The organism is Escherichia sp. HH26CH (assembly GCF_009820205.1).
GTDB classification, from domain to species: Bacteria; Pseudomonadota; Gammaproteobacteria; order Enterobacterales; family Enterobacteriaceae; genus Escherichia; species Escherichia coli_F.
In genome coordinates, this window is record NZ_VNXM01000005.1 from 66,795 (window position 1) to 83,820 (window position 17,026).

The 17,026-nt window shown below is 49.7% G+C and carries 13 protein-coding genes and 1 tRNA gene; 5 read left to right on the forward strand and 9 right to left on the reverse strand.

Annotated elements, in window-relative coordinates:
* Positions 1-246 precede the first annotated feature (246 nt).
* A complete protein-coding gene (gene mocA / locus FQ015_RS00755; RefSeq protein ID WP_160523582.1) occupies positions 247-825 on the reverse strand; it encodes a molybdenum cofactor cytidylyltransferase in 579 nt (192 codons plus the stop codon).
* A gap of 102 nt (positions 826-927) precedes the next feature.
* Between mocA and yqeC the strand changes: the two genes are divergently transcribed.
* Positions 928-1,698, forward strand: a complete 771-nt coding sequence (gene yqeC, locus FQ015_RS00760; RefSeq protein WP_001604791.1) for a selenium cofactor biosynthesis protein YqeC — start codon at positions 928-930, stop codon at positions 1,696-1,698.
* A 47-nt stretch (positions 1,699-1,745) separates the two neighbouring features.
* A complete protein-coding gene (gene yqeB, locus FQ015_RS00765) occupies positions 1,746-3,371 on the forward strand; it encodes a selenium-dependent molybdenum cofactor biosynthesis protein YqeB (protein WP_001020405.1) in 1,626 nt (541 codons plus the stop codon).
* Positions 3,372-3,411: 40 nt separating this feature from the next.
* Here yqeB and arcC read toward each other — a convergent pair whose 3' ends face one another.
* The 5 genes from arcC to ygeW are packed head-to-tail and all read right to left on the reverse strand — an operon-like array spanning position 3,412 to position 9,541.
* Positions 3,412-4,344: a carbamate kinase gene (gene arcC, locus FQ015_RS00770; protein ID WP_000037992.1), complete on the reverse strand. Its 933-nt coding sequence runs from the start codon at positions 4,342-4,344 to the stop codon at positions 3,412-3,414.
* A 47-nt stretch (positions 4,345-4,391) separates the two neighbouring features.
* On the reverse strand, positions 4,392-5,777 hold the full coding sequence (gene hyuA, locus FQ015_RS00775) for a D-phenylhydantoinase (protein WP_160523583.1): 1,386 nt from the start codon (positions 5,775-5,777) through the stop codon (positions 4,392-4,394).
* A gap of 52 nt (positions 5,778-5,829) precedes the next feature.
* Positions 5,830-7,041 (reverse strand): YgeY family selenium metabolism-linked hydrolase, encoded by a 1,212-nt coding sequence (locus FQ015_RS00780; protein WP_001107125.1) that lies wholly within the window; start codon positions 7,039-7,041, stop codon positions 5,830-5,832.
* A 57-nt stretch (positions 7,042-7,098) separates the two neighbouring features.
* Positions 7,099-8,295, reverse strand: a complete 1,197-nt coding sequence (gene dpaL, locus FQ015_RS00785) for a diaminopropionate ammonia-lyase (protein WP_000110502.1) — start codon at positions 8,293-8,295, stop codon at positions 7,099-7,101.
* Between the two features lie 58 nt (positions 8,296-8,353).
* Positions 8,354-9,541 carry a knotted carbamoyltransferase YgeW gene (gene ygeW, locus FQ015_RS00790; protein ID WP_001360948.1) on the reverse strand — a complete coding sequence of 396 codons (1,188 nt, stop codon included), beginning with the start codon at positions 9,539-9,541 and terminating at the stop codon, positions 8,354-8,356.
* A 478-nt stretch (positions 9,542-10,019) separates the two neighbouring features.
* Here ygeW and FQ015_RS00795 point away from each other — a divergent pair, with 478 nt between their 5' ends.
* Positions 10,020-11,798 (forward strand): sigma-54 interaction domain-containing protein, encoded by a 1,779-nt coding sequence (locus FQ015_RS00795; protein WP_000417774.1) that lies wholly within the window; start codon positions 10,020-10,022, stop codon positions 11,796-11,798.
* Positions 11,799-11,837: 39 nt separating this feature from the next.
* On the opposite strand, the gene xdhC is transcribed toward FQ015_RS00795, so the two are convergent.
* From xdhC to xdhA, 3 genes are read right to left on the reverse strand one after another with little or no spacing between them, the layout of a single operon-like run.
* Positions 11,838-12,317, reverse strand: coding sequence for a xanthine dehydrogenase iron sulfur-binding subunit XdhC (gene xdhC / locus FQ015_RS00800; protein WP_001016587.1), 480 nt, complete (start codon positions 12,315-12,317; stop codon positions 11,838-11,840).
* Entirely contained in the window at positions 12,314-13,192 is an 879-nt protein-coding gene (gene xdhB / locus FQ015_RS00805) for a xanthine dehydrogenase FAD-binding subunit XdhB (RefSeq protein ID WP_105276700.1), read from the reverse strand. The genes xdhC and xdhB overlap by 4 nt, the downstream gene beginning before the upstream one ends.
* Before the next feature lie 10 nt (positions 13,193-13,202).
* On the reverse strand, positions 13,203-15,500 hold the full coding sequence (gene xdhA, locus FQ015_RS00810; RefSeq protein ID WP_160523584.1) for a xanthine dehydrogenase molybdenum-binding subunit XdhA: 2,298 nt from the start codon (positions 15,498-15,500) through the stop codon (positions 13,203-13,205).
* Positions 15,501-15,915: 415 nt separating this feature from the next.
* Between xdhA and actS the strand changes: the two genes are divergently transcribed.
* A complete protein-coding gene (gene actS / locus FQ015_RS00815) occupies positions 15,916-16,668 on the forward strand; it encodes an amidase activator ActS (protein ID WP_001309712.1) in 753 nt (250 codons plus the stop codon).
* A gap of 78 nt (positions 16,669-16,746) precedes the next feature.
* Positions 16,747-16,820, forward strand: a tRNA-Gly gene (locus tag FQ015_RS00820).
* Positions 16,821-17,026 lie beyond the last annotated feature (206 nt).

Below are 17,026 nucleotides of genomic sequence, written 5' to 3' on the forward strand. Positions count from 1 at the left end.
AACAATCGCACCACTCTTGCCAGGTTTGGCGGGAAATATAAAAAAATGTGAGGCGGCTCGAAACTTAAGGGCTTTTTGTGAATGAACTCACAGGTGCCAAATGAGAATTAAAATCACTCCTGGAAATTATTATTACCAGCCCATTTATCACTTTTTCTCTTTTCTCAAAATCAGTGATTCCTTATCATAATGATAAAGCAGGCTGGATGGTTTAAATATTTGAACGCAAACGTTTAACTACGTTTTCTAAATTTTAGTATACCTTTTTTGCGCTGTAATAAAGTCGTCCGGAGTATCAATATCTAAAATTATTTCTGCATTTTCTATTTCGACGGAATAATGTTCTCCCATAAGGAGAGCCTGACGCATATTGGTGACATTGGGTCGCTGGGTTGCCTGCATCAGGCATGGCTTTGACACTAAAATCGGATGGCCGGGGATACCTTTATGGAGTGGCAGTATTGCGCCATCATTACGTAACGGCCAGATTTTTCTAAAAATATCGATGGTGAGGGTTGGCATGTCACCGTGGGTGAGAAAACAATGTTCGGTTTGCACCGCGGGTACTGCGGCCTTTACTGATGTCAGTAAACCCTGCGCATAATCTGGGTTGTGGATAATAGTGATATTACTCTGGTTCGCATAACGTTCGTGCAGTTCATTACCACGATAGCCGGTGACTAAAATAATTCGGCTACAAAACTGCAACGCATTTTTGATACTTGCATCAAGAATTGTTCCCTGTTGCCAGGGTAACATCATTTTCCATTGCCCCATTCTTGATGATAATCCGGCAGCGGTAATTATACAGTCGATGGCTGACATAGTGGTTCCATTATTTATAGGGGCTAATAACGCCTGATAATTGCGTTACTTCCTGATGGATTAAGTTGGGGATAATTTATCCCAGAGAGGTCATAAAGACTCGTGAAAAGTATAGTTGACCCATCGGCATTATTCATTGATTTAGGCGCGCAGAAACGTCCCACTGTGATTTCTGTTGTTGGGGCTGGGGGGAAAACCAGCTTGCTTTTTTGGCTGGCAGAACTGCTCCAGGCTAGCGGCAGGCGTGTGTTAATCACTACGACGACACATATGTTTATGCCAACGTCTCACTGGCCCGTGGTTTTCTGTCGTGATCCCGCCATGCTTCCTCATGCGTCTCTTACATCCCCCATTTCATTTTGTTTTCACAGCTGGAAAGCGAACCAGGGAAAAGTGCAGGGATTTATGCCAGAAGCGATTGATGCACTGGTGCAACGACCAGAGTGTGACGTAATTCTCATTGAGGCAGATGGCTCGCGTGGAATGCCGTTAAAAGCGCCTGATGAGCACGAACCTTGCATACCCAAAAGCAGTTGCTGCGTAATTGCTGTGATGGGAGGACATATTTTGGGTGCGAAAGTGAGCACAGAAAATGTCCATCGCTGGTCGCAGTTTGCTGATATTACCGGGTTAACACCTGATGCGACCTTGCAACTGAGCGATCTCGTTGCGCTGGTTCGCCACCCTCAGGGCGCATTTAAAAACGTACCGCAAGGTTGTCGGCGAGTCTGGTTCATTAACCGTTTTTCTCAATGTGAGAATGCGATTGCGCAAAGCGAGCTCCTTCAACCGCTGCAACAACACGACGTAGAGGCAATCTGGCTGGGCGATATACAAGAACATCCTGCAATCGCGCGCAGATTTGTGAATTAGCGGCCCGGGTATTCCGGGTTACTGAAAGGATATCCATTGAGGTTGGTATGAATATTTTCACAGAGGCTGCAAAACTTGAAGAGCAAAATTGTCCGTTTGCGATGGCGCAAATTGTTGATAGCCGAGGCTCGACTCCCCGCCATTCTGCACAAATGTTAGTGCGCGCCGATGGTTCTATCGTCGGTACAATTGGTGGTGGAATGGTTGAGCGGAAGGTGATTGAAGAGTCGCTTCAGGCATTGCAGGAACGTAAGCCGCGATTATTCCATGGACGTATGGCTCGTAACGGTGTGGATGCTGTCGGGTCAGATTGTGGAGGTGCAATGTCCGTGTTTATCAGCGTCCATGGTATGCGTCCTCGTCTGGTGTTGATTGGCGCGGGGCATGTCAACCGGGCGATAGCCCAGAGTGCGGCGCTATTAGGATTTGATATTGCCGTTGCCGATATTTATCGCGAAAGCCTTAATCCTGAATTATTCCCACCATCAACCACGCTTCTCCATGCTGAGTCGTTTGGTGCGGCAGTGGAAGCACTGGATATTCGCCCTGATAATTTTGTCCTGATTGCCACGAATAATCAGGATCGTGAAGCCCTCGACAAACTCATTGAACAGCCCATTGCTTGGCTGGGGTTGCTGGCAAGTCGCCGCAAGGTTCAGCTTTTCCTACGTCAATTGCGTGAGAAAGGCGTGGCTGAAGAACATATTGCCCGTTTACATGCGCCCGTTGGTTACAACATAGGTGCGGAAACGCCGCAGGAGATCGCCATCAGCGTGCTGGCAGAAATATTACAGGTGAAAAATAACGCGCCGGGTGGGCTGATGATGAAACCTTCTCATCCTTCCGGACACCAGCTGGTGGTGATTCGCGGTGCGGGGGATATCGCCAGTGGTGTGGCGCTACGTCTGTATCATGCGGGTTTTAAAGTGATCATGCTGGAAGTGGAAAAACCGACAGTGATTCGTTGTACCGTGGCGTTTGCCCAGGCCGTGTTCGATGGCGAAATGACGGTCGAAGGCGTCACTGCCCGCCTGGCAACCAGCTCTGCGGAAGCGATGAAACTTACCGAACGCGGATTCATCCCTGTGATGGTAGATCCCGCCTGTTCATTGCTTGATGAACTGAAACCGCTTTGCGTGGTGGACGCTATTCTGGCGAAACAGAATTTGGGTACGCGGGCAGATATGGCACCAGTAACAATCGCGCTTGGGCCGGGCTTTACTGCTGGGAAGGATTGCCATGCGGTAATTGAAACAAATCGCGGGCACTGGCTCGGTCAGGTGATTTACTCTGGTTGTGCGCAGGAGAATACCGGTGTTCCCGGCAATATTATGGGGCATACCACCCGACGGGTGATCCGTGCTCCTGCTGCAGGCATTATGCGATCCAACGTGAAATTAGGCGATCTGGTGAAAGAGGGCGATGTGATTGCCTGGATTGGTGAGCATGAAATTAAAGCACCGTTGACGGGGATGGTGCGTGGCTTGTTGAACGACGGACTGGCGGTGGTCGGTGGTTTTAAAATTGGTGATATCGATCCACGTGGTGAAACGGCTGATTTCACCAGCGTTTCTGATAAAGCCCGGGCAATTGGCGGCGGCGTACTTGAGGCGTTAATGATGTTGATGCATCAGGGCGTTAAAGCGACAAAAGAAGTGCTGGAAGTGGCTTAAATGAAAATGGCCGGATGGTATTACCCACCCGGCCTTTAAATTACTGACAAATCACCGTTCCGGTTTTGCCTTCAATCCCTTCTTTCGCTTTGCTCAATACGGTAATCAGTGCTTCGCGTCCAGCGCGAGAGCGAGCAAACGAGGCGGCTGCTTCCACTTTAGGCAGCATAGAACCTTTCGCAAAATGACCTTCTTCGATAAAGCGTTCAGCATCACTTAATGACAGGCGATCGAGCCACTGTTCGTTCTCTTTACCGAAGTTAATGGCCACTTTTTCTACCGCAGTCAGAATGATCAGCATATCGGCATCAATCATTTCTGCTAAACGGGCGCTGGCCCAGTCTTTATCAATAACCGCGCTGGCACCACGCAGATGGTTACCTTCACGAATAACAGGAATACCACCACCGCCAACGGTGATCACTACCTGGCCTGCATCTACCAGAGCTTTAACCGTTTCTTTTTCAATGATATCAACCGGTTTTGGCGAGGCAACAACACGGCGATAGCCGCGACCAGCATCTTCTTTCAGAGTGTAACCCTGTTTTGTCAGTTGCTCTGCTTCCTGCTCGGTAAAGAACGAACCGATCGGCTTGGTCGGGTTGAGGAATGCCGGATCGTTAGCGTCGACTTCGACCTGGGTAACCAGCGTTGCTACAGGTTTATTAATGCCACGAGAAAGCAGTTCTTCTCTTAAGGCGTTTTGTAGATCGTAACCAATATAACCCTGGCTTAAGGCAACACAGACGGACATCGGCAGCATTGGCGAGTGCGCTTCAGTTTTTGCCGCGGCTTCAAAGGCCTGGTTAATCATGCCTACCTGCGGCCCGTTACCATGAGTGACGATGACCTCATGTCCCTGGGCAATTAAATCAACAATTGCCTGAGACGTAATTTTTACCGCTTTCATTTGTCCGGCTAGATCGTCGCCCAGCGCATTCCCGCCCAGGGCGAGAACAATTTTCTTACTCATTTTTCCTCACTCATCATTCTTGATTGTGTATAGATCCCTGGCAGTGGTTAGAGCACGGGAGGGACAAACGGTTTGCGTCGCAGGAAACGACCTCGCCCGGCTTTGCCTGTAAAGGTGCCGTCACAGAAAATCGTTTCACCACGGGATAATGTTCTGACAATCGCGCCCTGACAGGTAAACCCCTCCCAGGGCGAGTAGTCGGCGTTGTCGTGGAGATGGCTATGCTGAATTTGTTGGCTCTGACGTGGGTCGATAATCACCACGTCACCATCGGAACCGGGCGCTAATATCCCTTTTTGCGGCCACAGGCCAAACAGCCTGGCGGGCATTGCACTGGTTAGTTCAACAAAACGTTCCGGTGTTATACGTCCCGTCATCACGCCACTGGAGAACAGCAACTGCATGCGGTTTTCCACACCGGGCAAGCCATTTGGGCAGCGGCTGAAATCGCCTTTAGAAATTTGCAGGCGTTGAGCCATCGAGAAGGTGCAGTGATCGGTCGCCACCACGTCAATCGCACCATCACTAATGCCACACCACAGTTTGTCCTGCTCACGCACGTTACGCAGTGGTGGGCTAAGAATGAACTTCATGCCGTCTTCTGTATCGTAACTGCGTTCGTCCAGCAGGAGATATTGCGGGCAGGTTTCAACCCAGACTGGCTGGTGATTCGCTCGGGCAAGACGCAGATAATCCAGACCTAAGCCGTTAGAGAGGTGGACGATATAGAGCGGGGCGTTACCGGCAATTTGTGCCAGGTTAATCATGCGGGCGATTGCTTCCGCTTCGCATTCCAGAGGGCGACTCAAGGCGTGATAGCGCGGCGCGGTTAACCCTGCGGCAATAAACTCCGCCCGCTTGCTGGCGATAGCCGCGTCATTTTCCGGGTGCACGGTGGTCAGTGCGCCAGACTCATGCAAGCGGCGTAATGCCTGCAACACTTCATCATCGTTGAGTTTATATTGATAGGTTAAATAGAGTTTAAAACTGCTCAGCCCTTCTTCGACCATCATCGGAATTTCGTCGAGGATGGCGTGATTAATGTGCTGGATAACACCGTGAAAGCTGTAGTCAATAACCGCTTTATGGGCGGCATAACCACGATAAACTTCCAGTTGATGGCGTAATCGGCAGCCATTTGGTCCAAATCCCATATGGTCAATAATGGTTGTTGTACCGCCACACGCAGCTGCGCGGGTACCGGTAAAAAAATCATCACAACTGCGCGCGATGCCGACATCAATATTGAAGTGTGTATGGACATCTACGCCGCCAGGGAAAACGTAACAGCCAGTAGCATCAATTTCTTCATACGGGAGCTGCGGCGAAATATCGGTGCCCAACTGGCGAACAATCCCGCTTTCAATCAGCAAATCCTGTTTGGCTTGTCCATCTGCGTTAACGATAGTGCCGTTTTTGATCAATACGCGCATAGCAAACTCCAAAAACCCTCCGGCGAACCGGAGGGGAATAAGTGAAGAATAATTATTCGGTTGCCAGCCAGCTTAACGGGATTGCAGCGTACATAGCGGCACAGGTCACCAGGTGAGATTTCCAGGTTTTTTCGTTAGGTGCGTGCGCTTCAGGTTCTTTACCAGGGCCAAAACCGATCACCGGAATGCCGTGACGACCCATGATGGAGACGCCGTTAGTTGAGAAGGTCCACTTATCAACAACCGGCGCTTTGCCAAACAGCCCTTCGTAGGCGTTTACCAGGGCTTTAACAGTGAAGTGATCTTCTTCCACTTTCCAGGTCGGGAAGTAGCATTCGGTTGGGTAAACCAGGCCAGTCCAGGAAGGACGGTCGTAGTTGTACATAGAAACAACCGCGTTAGCTTTCTGTACCGCAGGCAGGGCGCGGATTTCGTCCAGCGCGCCTTCCCAGGTTTCGCCCCAGGTCAGACGACGGTCAATTGAAACTGCGCAGCTGTCTGCTACAGCGCAACGGCTTGGGGACGTGAAGAAGATTTCAGAAACGGTGAGGGTGCCTTTGCCGAGGAATTCGTCATAGCCCAGGCGCTGGGAGAGTTCCTGTAATTCGCCAAGAATCGGACCCATTTTGAAAATGGCGTTATCACCGCGTTCTGGCGCAGAGCCGTGGCAGCTAACGCCCTGAACATCAATGCGAATTTCCATACGACCGCGTTGACCACGATATACCTGGCAGTCGGTTGGTTCGGTACTGACCACAAATTCCGGGCGAATGCCAGATTGTTCAATAATGTACTGCCAGCACAGACCGTCGCAGTCTTCTTCCTGCACAGTGCCGGTGACCAGCAGGGTGTATTCATCTTCCAGACCGAGGTCTTTAATGATTTTACCGGCATAAACCATAGATGCCATGCCGCCTTCCTGGTCGGAAGTACCACGGCCGCCGATCAGCTCATCAGTTTCCATGCCTTCGTACGGATCGAAGTCCCAGTTTTTGATGTTGCCAATGCCGACGGTGTCGATATGCGCGTCCATCGCCACCAGACGCGGGCCGTGACCGATATAACCGAGCACGTTGCCCATCGGGTCGATTTCAACTTTATCGAAGCCGACTTTTTCCATCTCTTCTTTAATACGATGTACTACGCGTTTTTCGTCGCAGCTTTCGCTGGGGATCGCAACCATGTCGCGCAGGAAGCGAGTCATGTCTGCCTGGTAATCTTTTGCTTTTTCAAGAATCAGTTTGAATGGAATATTCTTAGCCATTATTTTTCTCCAGATTTTTTACTCCCCGTTTTGCGGGAAGCAGTTCCAATAGGGTGATTAAGGTGCTACAGAGTGTTTGCCTTCCCAGACAACTTCGCGGTAGTGCTTCACATCGGTGTCGCCTTCAGTGCTGATAACCAGCACCACGGCATCTTTGTTCAGCGCCAGTTTTTCCATCAGGCTTTGACGTTGCGGGTGATAATGAACCGCTGCGAGAACGCCCAAACCGACAGCGCCGGATTCACCGGAGATGATGCGCGGGTCGTTGCCGTACGGATTACCCAGCACGCGCATACCTAATGCGGCAACGCTGTCCTGGCAGGAGATGAATTGGGTGGCGCAGTTACGAAGGATTTCCCAGCCCAGTGGGTTAGGTTCGCCGCAAGCCAGGCCCGCCATGATAGTGGCCATATCGCCGCCAACGTTGACGATGTCGCCTTTGACACCAGAACGATAGATACAGTCAGCTTTGTCAGGTTCAACAATAATGCTGTGCAGATTTTGCGGGCTGTAGACGTCGACCAGATAACCCAGTACGCCGCCGGCCATCGCGCCGACACCGGCTTGCAGCAGAACGTGAGTTGGGGTTACGCCCATTTCACGCATTTGCTCGACGGCTTCATCTGCCAGAGTGGCATAGCCCTGCATGATCCAGGTTGGGATTTTGGTGTAGCCTTCCCAGGCGGTATCTTGCACCACTTCCCAGCCGTGTTGCTGCGCGTGTTGCATGGTCAGACGAACGGTATCGTCATAGTTCATATCAGTGACGATGCACTCGGCTCCGAGGTTCAGAATGGCGTCAACGCGTTCCTGAGCGGAACCTTTCGGCATGTAAATTACCGCGTTCTGACCGAGTTGCTGTGCTGCCCAGGCAACACCGCGCCCGTGGTTGCCGTCGGTCGTTGTAGCAAATGTCATTTTTTCGCCGATGGCACTTTTCAGATGCTCGAATGACAGTGTTTCGATATCAAGATGATATTTTTCGCACAACAACTGAGCGATGGCATATGCGCCGCCGAGCATTTTGAATGCGTTCAGACCGAATCGTTTTGATTCGTCCTTAACGAGAATTTTTTTTACCCCAAAAAGGTTTGCGAGATCGTCCAGCGCGCAAAGTGGTGTTGGGCGATAGCCAGCAATTTTCTGGTGGAACTGGCGCGCCAGTTTTGCCTGGCTTTGCGAAAAGAGCGGTGATGTTTCGCCGTTGAAAAATTTGTTATCGGCGATATCAATCTTCAATGAGAAAACGGACATATCCTATCCTTTTGGCCTCTGGAAATAGAGAGCCGACCTGTCGATCGGCCCGAGGGGGTTATTTCACGCGTTCTTGCGCTTCTTTCAGCAGTTGTTCGAGCAGTGCGCCTGGTTTGGAATATTTACGGGAAAGAATCATTGCTGCGATGATGTATGGCTTCCAGCTGGCTTCTTTGTAGGTCGCGATACGGTATTTTTCGAATACGCCTTCAGTGACTTCACCTTCTTTGCAGGATACGCCGCTGATATCTGCTGGCAGGCAGTGCATGTACAGGGCTTCGCCATCACGGGTCAGTTCCATCATCTCTTCAGTGCAATGCCAGTCTTTGTGTTGCGCGTTCTGTGCCAGACACTGTTTTTCCAGTGCTTTTAAGCCTTCGTGATCGTTCGCACGCAGCAGTTCAGTACGCTCTTCCATCACTTTGTAAGGTGCCCATGACTTCGGATAAACGATGTCTGCGTCTTTGAAGGCTTCTTCCATGCTGGTGACCTGACGGAAGCTACCGCCAGAGGCTTTAGCATTATTTTTAGCTACTTCAACTACATCCGGGATCAAATCGTAGCCTTCCGGATGGGCCAGGGTGACATCCATACCGAAGCGGGTCATCAGGCCGATAATGCCTTGCGGTACAGAGAGCGGTTTGCCGTAGCTTGGGGAGTATGCCCAGGTCATGGCGATTTTTTTACCTTTCAGGTTTTCGAGCGAACCAAAGTGTTCACGCAACCATGCCAGGTCAGCCATTGACTGAGTCGGATGGTCGATATCGCATTGCAGGTTCACTAAAGCCGGACGCTGTGGAAGCACGCCCTGCTTGTAGCCGTCATCAAGCGCAGCGCCAACTTCACGCATATAGGCGTTACCTGCGCCCAGATACATATCGTCACGAATACCAATAGCGTCGGCGCAGAAGGAGATCATATTGGCGGTTTCACGTACGGTTTCGCCGTGAGCGATTTGTGATTTGCCTTCGTCGAGATCTTGCTGTGCAAGGCCGAGCAGGTTAAGCGCGGAAGCATAAGAGAAGCGGGTACGGGTGGAGTTGTCGCGGAATACGGAAATACCTAATCCACTATTAAAGACTTTGGTTGAGATGTTTTCAGCACGCAGTGCTTTTAATGCTGCGGCAACGTCCAGTACTTGTTTCAGTTCATCAGGCGTCTGTTCCCACGTTAACAAAAAATCTTTCTCGTGAAGGTGAGAGGTCAGCGAATTGATATCCTTAATCAGCTCATTAACAGTTTTCATCATAAAGTCCCGGTAGTGGAATGACAGGCAAAGTGGTTTATTTCACTGTGACTTGCCAAAGTGATTGGTGTTTTCACAGCTATACCAGGGACTAACAATAAGTGTGCCAGAATTATCCACGCGGCTATAAAAGACTAATTTGACGGGTAATGTGTGGTGTAGATCACAAATTGATGCCAGCTTCCGGTTGTGTGTAAAATACGAAAACGTTTGGCTTTTTTTATTGCGTTGTTTATTTGCTGCTAAGTATCAGAAATAAGATAAAGGGGCAGGCTATCCCTCGTCAGTTTGATAAACTCACCGCTGTAATTCTCATATTGATATAGAAATGTGATATCTCTTCCATAATTTCATTAGAAAGTGATAAAAACCTTATGTTTTTATCAAAGCCAATTTCGCCTGAGTTAATATCATGATGATCTGTGAACCATCAACGTCTTCAATGATCGACTTTTAAGTAAGTCTGGAAGGTAAAGCTATGGAGCTTGCTACTACGCAGTCAGTATTGATGCAAATTCAACCGACAATTCAGCGTTTTGCCAGAATGCTTGCCAGCGTTTTGCAGCTTGAGGTTGAGATCGTTGATGAAAACTTGTGTCGCGTCGCCGGAACGGGCGCGTATGGGAAGTTTCTTGGCCGCCAGTTGAGCGGCAACTCACGCCTGCTCCGCCACGTCCTGGAAACGAAAACTGAAAAAGTTGTGACACAGTCTCGCTTCGATCCCCTTTGCGAAGGTTGCGATAATAAAGATAATTGTCGCGAAAAAGCATTTCTGGGTACGCCTGTCATTTTACAGGATCGTTGTGTTGGGGTGATAAGTTTGATTGCAGTTACCCACGAGCAACAAGAACATATCAGTGATAATTTACGCGAGTTTTCTGATTACGTTCGCCATATATCCACCATTTTTGTTTCGAAACTTCTGGAGGATCAGGGACCAGGAGATAACATCAGTAAAATATTCGCGACCATGATCGATAATATGGATCAGGGCGTATTAGTTGTTGATGACGATAATCGGGTTCAGTTTGTTAATCAGACGGCCTTAAAAACACTCGGTGTTGTGCAAAATAATATTATTGGGAAACCTATCCGTTTCAGACCATTAACATTTGAGAGTAATTTTACCCACGGACATATGCAACATATTGTTTCGTGGGACGATAAAAGTGAATTAATCATTGGTCAATTGCATAACATTCAGGGCAGACAATTATTTTTAATGGCGTTTCACCAATCGCATACCAGTTTTTCTGTAGCAAATGCACCTGATGAACCGCATATTGAACAATTGGTTGGCGAGTGCCGTGTTATGCGGCAATTAAAACGACTCATTAGCCGTATTGCGCCCAGCCCATCCAGCGTTATGGTGGTTGGTGAAAGCGGCACGGGTAAAGAAGTCGTCGCGCGTGCAATCCATAAGTTGAGTGGAAGACGAAATAAACCCTTTATTGCTATCAACTGTGCCGCGATTCCTGAACAACTTCTGGAGAGCGAACTATTCGGTTATGTTAAAGGCGCATTTACTGGCGCTTCAGCCAACGGTAAAACAGGGTTGATTCAGGCGGCGAATACGGGCACGCTGTTTCTCGATGAAATTGGTGATATGCCATTAATGTTGCAGGCTAAATTACTGCGCGCTATTGAGGCGCGTGAAATACTGCCGATTGGTGCCAGTAGCCCAATTCAGGTCGACATCCGTATCATTTCTGCAACTAACCAGAATTTGGCCCAGTTCATCGCCGAAGGTAAATTCCGCGAAGATCTCTTCTATCGACTTAATGTTATCCCGATCACTCTTCCACCGCTGCGTGAACGTCAGGAAGATATTGAACTGCTGGTACATTACTTTTTACATCTGCATACCCGTCGTCTGGGATCGGTTTATCCGGGTATTGCTCCCGATGTCGTCGAGATATTGCGTAAGCATCGTTGGCCCGGAAACCTGCGCGAGTTAAGCAATTTAATGGAATATCTGGTTAACGTTGTTCCTTCAGGTGAAGTTATCGACAGCACGCTATTGCCGCCAAATTTGCTGAATAATGGCACAACGGAGCAAAGTGATGTAACAGAGGTCAGCGAGGCGCACTTGGCACTCGATGATGCGGGCGGCACGGCGCTGGAGGAGATGGAAAAGCAAATGATCCGCGAGGCACTTTCACGTCATAACAGCAAGAAGCAAGTTGCTGATGAACTGGGTATCGGCATTGCTACGCTCTATCGCAAGATAAAGAAATATGAGTTGTTAAACGCATAACCTCAGTGAATCCGGCCTGAGTTCAGGCCGGATATCCTTTTACTTCGTTTTCTCGCAATCCAGAACTGTATTTACAATCATCTGATACCCCGTGCAGCGACAAAGATTTCCCGCCAGGCCGCGACGAATCTCCGTAATAGTTAATGGCTTCTCGCGTGGTTTCGCCAGCATTGCCGTGGTAGCCATAATCAGGCCAGGCGTACAAAACCCGCACTGCACCGCGCCGGATTTCGCATAAGCTTGCTGGACATGAGAAAGTTTTCCGCCTTTCGCTTCACCTTCCAGCGTGCGGATTTCTTTGCCTTCAGCCCAGGCGGCAAGGTATAAGCAACTGTCTATCGCAGTACCGTCGACCAGCACCGTACAGGCACCACATTCACCCACGCAGCAACCTTGCTTGACGCTTAGCAGTCCTTGTTCGCGGAGTAATTCCGAGAGCGGCGTGCCTGGCGCGGCGTGAAGCTGAAAAGGTATCCCGTTAATGGTGCATTCGATGGTAATTGTTTCGCTGTGATTCATTGCAATTTTCCCCCCGCCGCGGCGACGGCTTCGCTAATCACTTTTTTGGTCATCGTCTGGATGAGATGCAGACGAAACTCTTTGCTGGCCCGCCATGAAGAACGCGGGGCGACATCCTGCAGGACTGATTCGCTGATGGCTTCCAGCGTTTGCAGGTTTAATGGCGCATTTTGTGCAGTTTGTTCGGCATGTTGGCAGCGAATCGGCGTTGGCGCGGCAACGCCAAATGCCAGGCGTAATTCGCTGAAATTGCCGTTATCCAGTCGGCAATGTGCGGCACAGCCAATCGTTGAAATATCCATCGCATCGCGCATGGCATATTTAAAATGGGCGCTGCCTGCGTGTTCTTTCGGCTGGGGCGGAAAATGAAAGGCGACAAGGATTTCGTCATGCTCAAGGGATACTTTGCCCGGTCCGGTGTGGAAGCCATTAATCGGGACGAAATGAACACCGCGCGGGGAGTGGATCTCCAGCTTCGCATCATAAATTAGCGTTGGCGTGGCAGAATCCGCGCTGGTGGCTCCATTGCAAATATTTCCTCCGTAGGTAGCGACGTTACGGATCTGCGGTCCAGCAATGGACGAGGCCGCAGCACATAACGCCGGGAGATGACGTTGAGTTACAGGATCTTCAATGAGCTGGGTAAATGTCGTTGCTGAGCCGATGCGTAGCGAGTCATCTTCCGCTAGCGTAATTCCACGAAGCTCCGTCAGATTGTGGATATCAACAATATGGCGATAACGGTCATTGTGATGGTGGAGCTGAATCAGTACGTCAGTGCCACCGGCGAGCAGTTTGGCCTGTGGGTTGTCAGCCAGCAGGTTTATTGCATCGGCAAGGGATGCTGCGCGATGGTAAGAAGCAAAATCAAACATGATGTTATCCTCAAATCAATCCTGCCAGATGGAACTCTTCATATAACCGTTTTGGCGTCAGCGGCAGTGTATTGATTGCAACACCGGTAGCCATCTTCACCGCGTTACGAATAGCAGCGGCAACAGGAATTATTGGTGGCTCACCCAGTGACTTATGTCCGTATGCGGATTGCGGCTCATTGATTTCGACGAACGCGCTTTCCAGTTGTGGCAGATCCGGCATGGTGGGCATTTTGTAATCCAGCAGATTGGGGTTACGGACCACGCCGCTTTTCGCATCGATGATCATCTCTTCAAATAGCGCCCAGCCAATGCCCATCCCCATTCCGCCGTGTACCTGACCTTCTGCCAGCAACGGATTAAGAATATGACCCGAATCATGAACGTTGAGGATTCGGTTGATGGTGACTTTGCACAGCGCAATATCGACCGTCAGATCAACAAAGGTACAGCCAAATGCTGGTGGGTTAGTGGTGGTTTTGATGGAGCTTTCGGCAGAGAGCTGCCCGCCGCGTTCAGGGTGGTAGAAGGCGTCCATCGCCAGATCTTTTAACGACAATAACGATTCCTCCGGTCGTTCAACCAGCACGATATGGCCTTTTATTAGGGTCAGATTCATTGCTGACTGATGTAGCATGACAGCGGCGTGAGCGATGATTTTCTCTTTTAATAACAGTGCCGCACTGCGCAACGCAGGCGCGGCAACATAGCTCTGGCGTGAAGCAAATGCGCCGGGATCGAACGGCGTAACGTCGGTATCTTGTGTTGAAATAACGCGAACGTCGCTGACCGGAACCCCTACGGTTTCTGCCACCATTTGCGAGAACACGGTGTCGGCACCCTGGCCGATTTCCGTCGCGCCGCTTTGCACATTGATGGTTCCATCCTGATTCATCAGAAGGCGCGCGCCGGCTATTTCTACGCCGACAGGCCAGGTGTTAGAGGTGTAGCTAAAACAGGCGACGCCAACGCCGCGGCGTAAATTGCCTTGCTGGTTCTGGCATTCTGCACGGCGTTTTTCCCATTCAAAGATTTTCCGGCCTTTTTCAAGACACTCCGGCAACCCTGCGCTGTAAATACGTTTGCCCGTGAGCGGATTAGCATCTCCTTCGCGGGCAGCGTTGCGTAAACGAATTTCAATAGGATCAATATTTAACGCTGTCGCGGCGTCATCAAGCATTGACTCAACGGCAAATACGACTTGTGGCGCGCCATAACCGCGCATCGCTCCAGCCGAGGGGAGGTTGGTATAAAAGGTCTTTGAACTGTAAGCGTAGGCACAACGAGGATAAAGGTAAGCGACTTTATTCCCGCCCGCAGAAGCGATGGAGTGCCCGTGAGATGCATAAGCGCCTGTGTTAGACAGAACATCCAGACTATAGCCTTTCAACGTTCCGTCTCGGTTTACGCCCATTTGCCCGTCAATAGTAAAAGCGTGGCGGGTACGGGTTGCGAGGAAACACTCTTCACGGCTAAGGGAAACTTTCACCGGAATGCCGCCGAGCTTGCTGGTCAGAAAAGCCGCCATGGGCTCTTCCAGCACATCCTGTTTATTACCAAAACCGCCACCGACAAACGGTTTGATAACTCGTACGCATGACCAGGGAATATCCAGCGCCTGACCAACTACGCGGCGAACAATGTGCGGGATCTGGGTGCTGGAAACGATGGTAATTCGAGAGTCATCCTCCATCCATGCCAGCGATGTCACGCTTTCCATATGACAATGTTGAATGACCGGCGTCTGATAGTGCCCCTGGACCTGGTGATCGGCGGCATCAATTGTTTGTTGGACATTGCCCGTCGACATCGTGCTTTGTTTAAGTAAATTACCGCCGTTATGGATTGGTGCTGCATCTTCTGCCAACGCCGCTTCTGGTGTGGTGATAACAGGTAATTCTTGCCACTCAATGCTGACCAATTGCGCCGCTTTTTCTGCAGTAAGTTCATCGCGGGCAACGACGATGGCAACTGCGTCACCATGATGACGAACATGGCGAGTTAGTAGTGCGCGATCGGCGGTATCGCGCTTATTTTCGTCAAGTGTCCAGGCATGCCCCGCTGTAGCGAATGGGATATCAGGCACATCTTCCCAGGTAAAAATCGCCAGTACGCCAGGCAAACTTCTGGCTTGTTCATCATTAATACTTACAGCATAACCATGTGCGATAGGGCAACGTACATATTTCGCGTAACACATGCCCGCCATAACATAATCGTCAGTATATCGTGCCCGCCCAGTGACCTTAGCAATGGCATCGACGCGCATGCATGATTCACCCGTAGCGGTTGCTTCCCGCGCTTCCATAGAAATCCCCTCGATTTGAACATTTGGTTCTTATGGCAAAGATTTAGTCTAAGCAGGCAAGATTTACGCCAGAAACGACGATAAACGTTAGGGGAGGAAGGAAGTGTGATGACGTTAAAAAAATACAGATACGATACGAAACAGGACCCTGAATAGGGACAGTGATACGTATCAATATGAGTGGCGATAAAATCAATGTGATAAATCAGGATTATTACGCATCAGGATGGGAAATAGGGTAAAAGAGTCAGGAACTTCGATACCACCACAGCAAATATTTTGCTTATGATACTTCCCTTTGCCAAATGAAATTAATCTCTTTCTCAATTACCTCGTTTTTCCAGAAGCGAGAGATTGGGTATCCAGAGGCTGGCTGCTATGATATGGCGTCTTGTTTTTTAAGCGAGGAAAGATTTTGAGTGCGGGACGCCTGAATAAAAAATCTCTGGGTATCGTGATGTTGTTATCGGTTGGACTGCTTTTGGCGGGCTGTTCGGGTAGCAAATCATCCGATACAGGAACGTATTCCGGCTCCGTTTACACCGTGAAACGGGGGGATACGCTATATCGTATTTCGCGCACCACGGGAACCAGCGTAAAAGAGCTGGCGCGGCTGAACGGCATTTCCCCCCCTTACACCATTGAAGTTGGTCAGAAACTAAAACTGGGTGGGGCGAAAAGTAGCAGTACACGTAAATCAACCGCCAAATCAACGACCAAAACCGCATCGGTTACACCGTCATCAGCAGTACCAAAATCTTCCTGGCCGCCAGTAGGGCAACGTTGTTGGTTATGGCCAACGACAGGGAAAGTTATCATGCCGTATTCGACAGCTGATGGCGGCAATAAAGGGATTGATATCTCAGCTCCACGGGGTACACCTATTTACGCCGCGGGTGCAGGAAAGGTGGTGTATGTGGGCAACCAGCTGCGTGGCTACGGTAATCTCATCATGATTAAACACAGTGAAGATTACATTACGGCTTACGCCCATAATGACACGATGCTGGTAAATAATGGGCAAAGCGTGAAGGCTGGGCAAAAAATCGCCACTATGGGGAGCACTGATGCGGCATCGGTTCGCTTGCATTTCCAGATTCGTTACCGTGCAACGGCAATTGATCCGCTACGTTACTTGCCGCCTCAGGGCAGCAAGCCAAAATGCTGATGGCGAATTAATCAGCAGTCAGCAGCGCGGCACTTGCTAAGGAGAGCGTAAGGTTTATAATGCCTTACGCATCTCGAAGCGGGCGTAGTTCAATGGTAGAACGAGAGCTTCCCAAGCTCTATACGAGGGTTCGATTCCCTTCGCCCGCTCCAATTTATCTTCACCTCATCAATCTGCCATTTTTGCTGTATCTGATTTTCTATATTATCTTAATTCAATTGCTTCAGACTTTTCGCAATCGCTGTAACACTTCCCCATTTTTTTGTAAATAAAAAGCGTTTACGCAATGCAATCCTTTTGTAACAACCCAGGTAAAATACCTTATTTTCAAGTTGTTAAATAAGTGGTTATCTACGCT

Coding starts and splice junctions, on each gene's coding strand:
- xdhC (WP_001016587.1), bottom strand. CDS start 12,317: ATGAATCACAGCGAAACAATTACCATCGAATGCACCATTAACGGGATA.
- FQ015_RS00780 (WP_001107125.1), bottom strand. CDS start 7,041: ATGGCTAAGAATATTCCATTCAAACTGATTCTTGAAAAAGCAAAAGAT.
- xdhA (WP_160523584.1), bottom strand. CDS start 15,500: ATGGAAGCGCGGGAAGCAACCGCTACGGGTGAATCATGCATGCGCGTC.
- FQ015_RS00795 (WP_000417774.1), top strand. CDS start 10,020: ATGGAGCTTGCTACTACGCAGTCAGTATTGATGCAAATTCAACCGACA.
- mocA (WP_160523582.1), bottom strand. CDS start 825: ATGTCAGCCATCGACTGTATAATTACCGCTGCCGGATTATCATCAAGA.
- dpaL (WP_000110502.1), bottom strand. CDS start 8,295: ATGTCCGTTTTCTCATTGAAGATTGATATCGCCGATAACAAATTTTTC.
- hyuA (WP_160523583.1), bottom strand. CDS start 5,777: ATGCGCGTATTGATCAAAAACGGCACTATCGTTAACGCAGATGGACAA.
- xdhB (WP_105276700.1), bottom strand. CDS start 13,192: ATGTTTGATTTTGCTTCTTACCATCGCGCAGCATCCCTTGCCGATGCA.
- ygeW (WP_001360948.1), bottom strand. CDS start 9,541: ATGAAAACTGTTAATGAGCTGATTAAGGATATCAATTCGCTGACCTCT.
- arcC (WP_000037992.1), bottom strand. CDS start 4,344: ATGAGTAAGAAAATTGTTCTCGCCCTGGGCGGGAATGCGCTGGGCGAC.
- yqeB (WP_001020405.1), top strand. CDS start 1,746: ATGAATATTTTCACAGAGGCTGCAAAACTTGAAGAGCAAAATTGTCCG.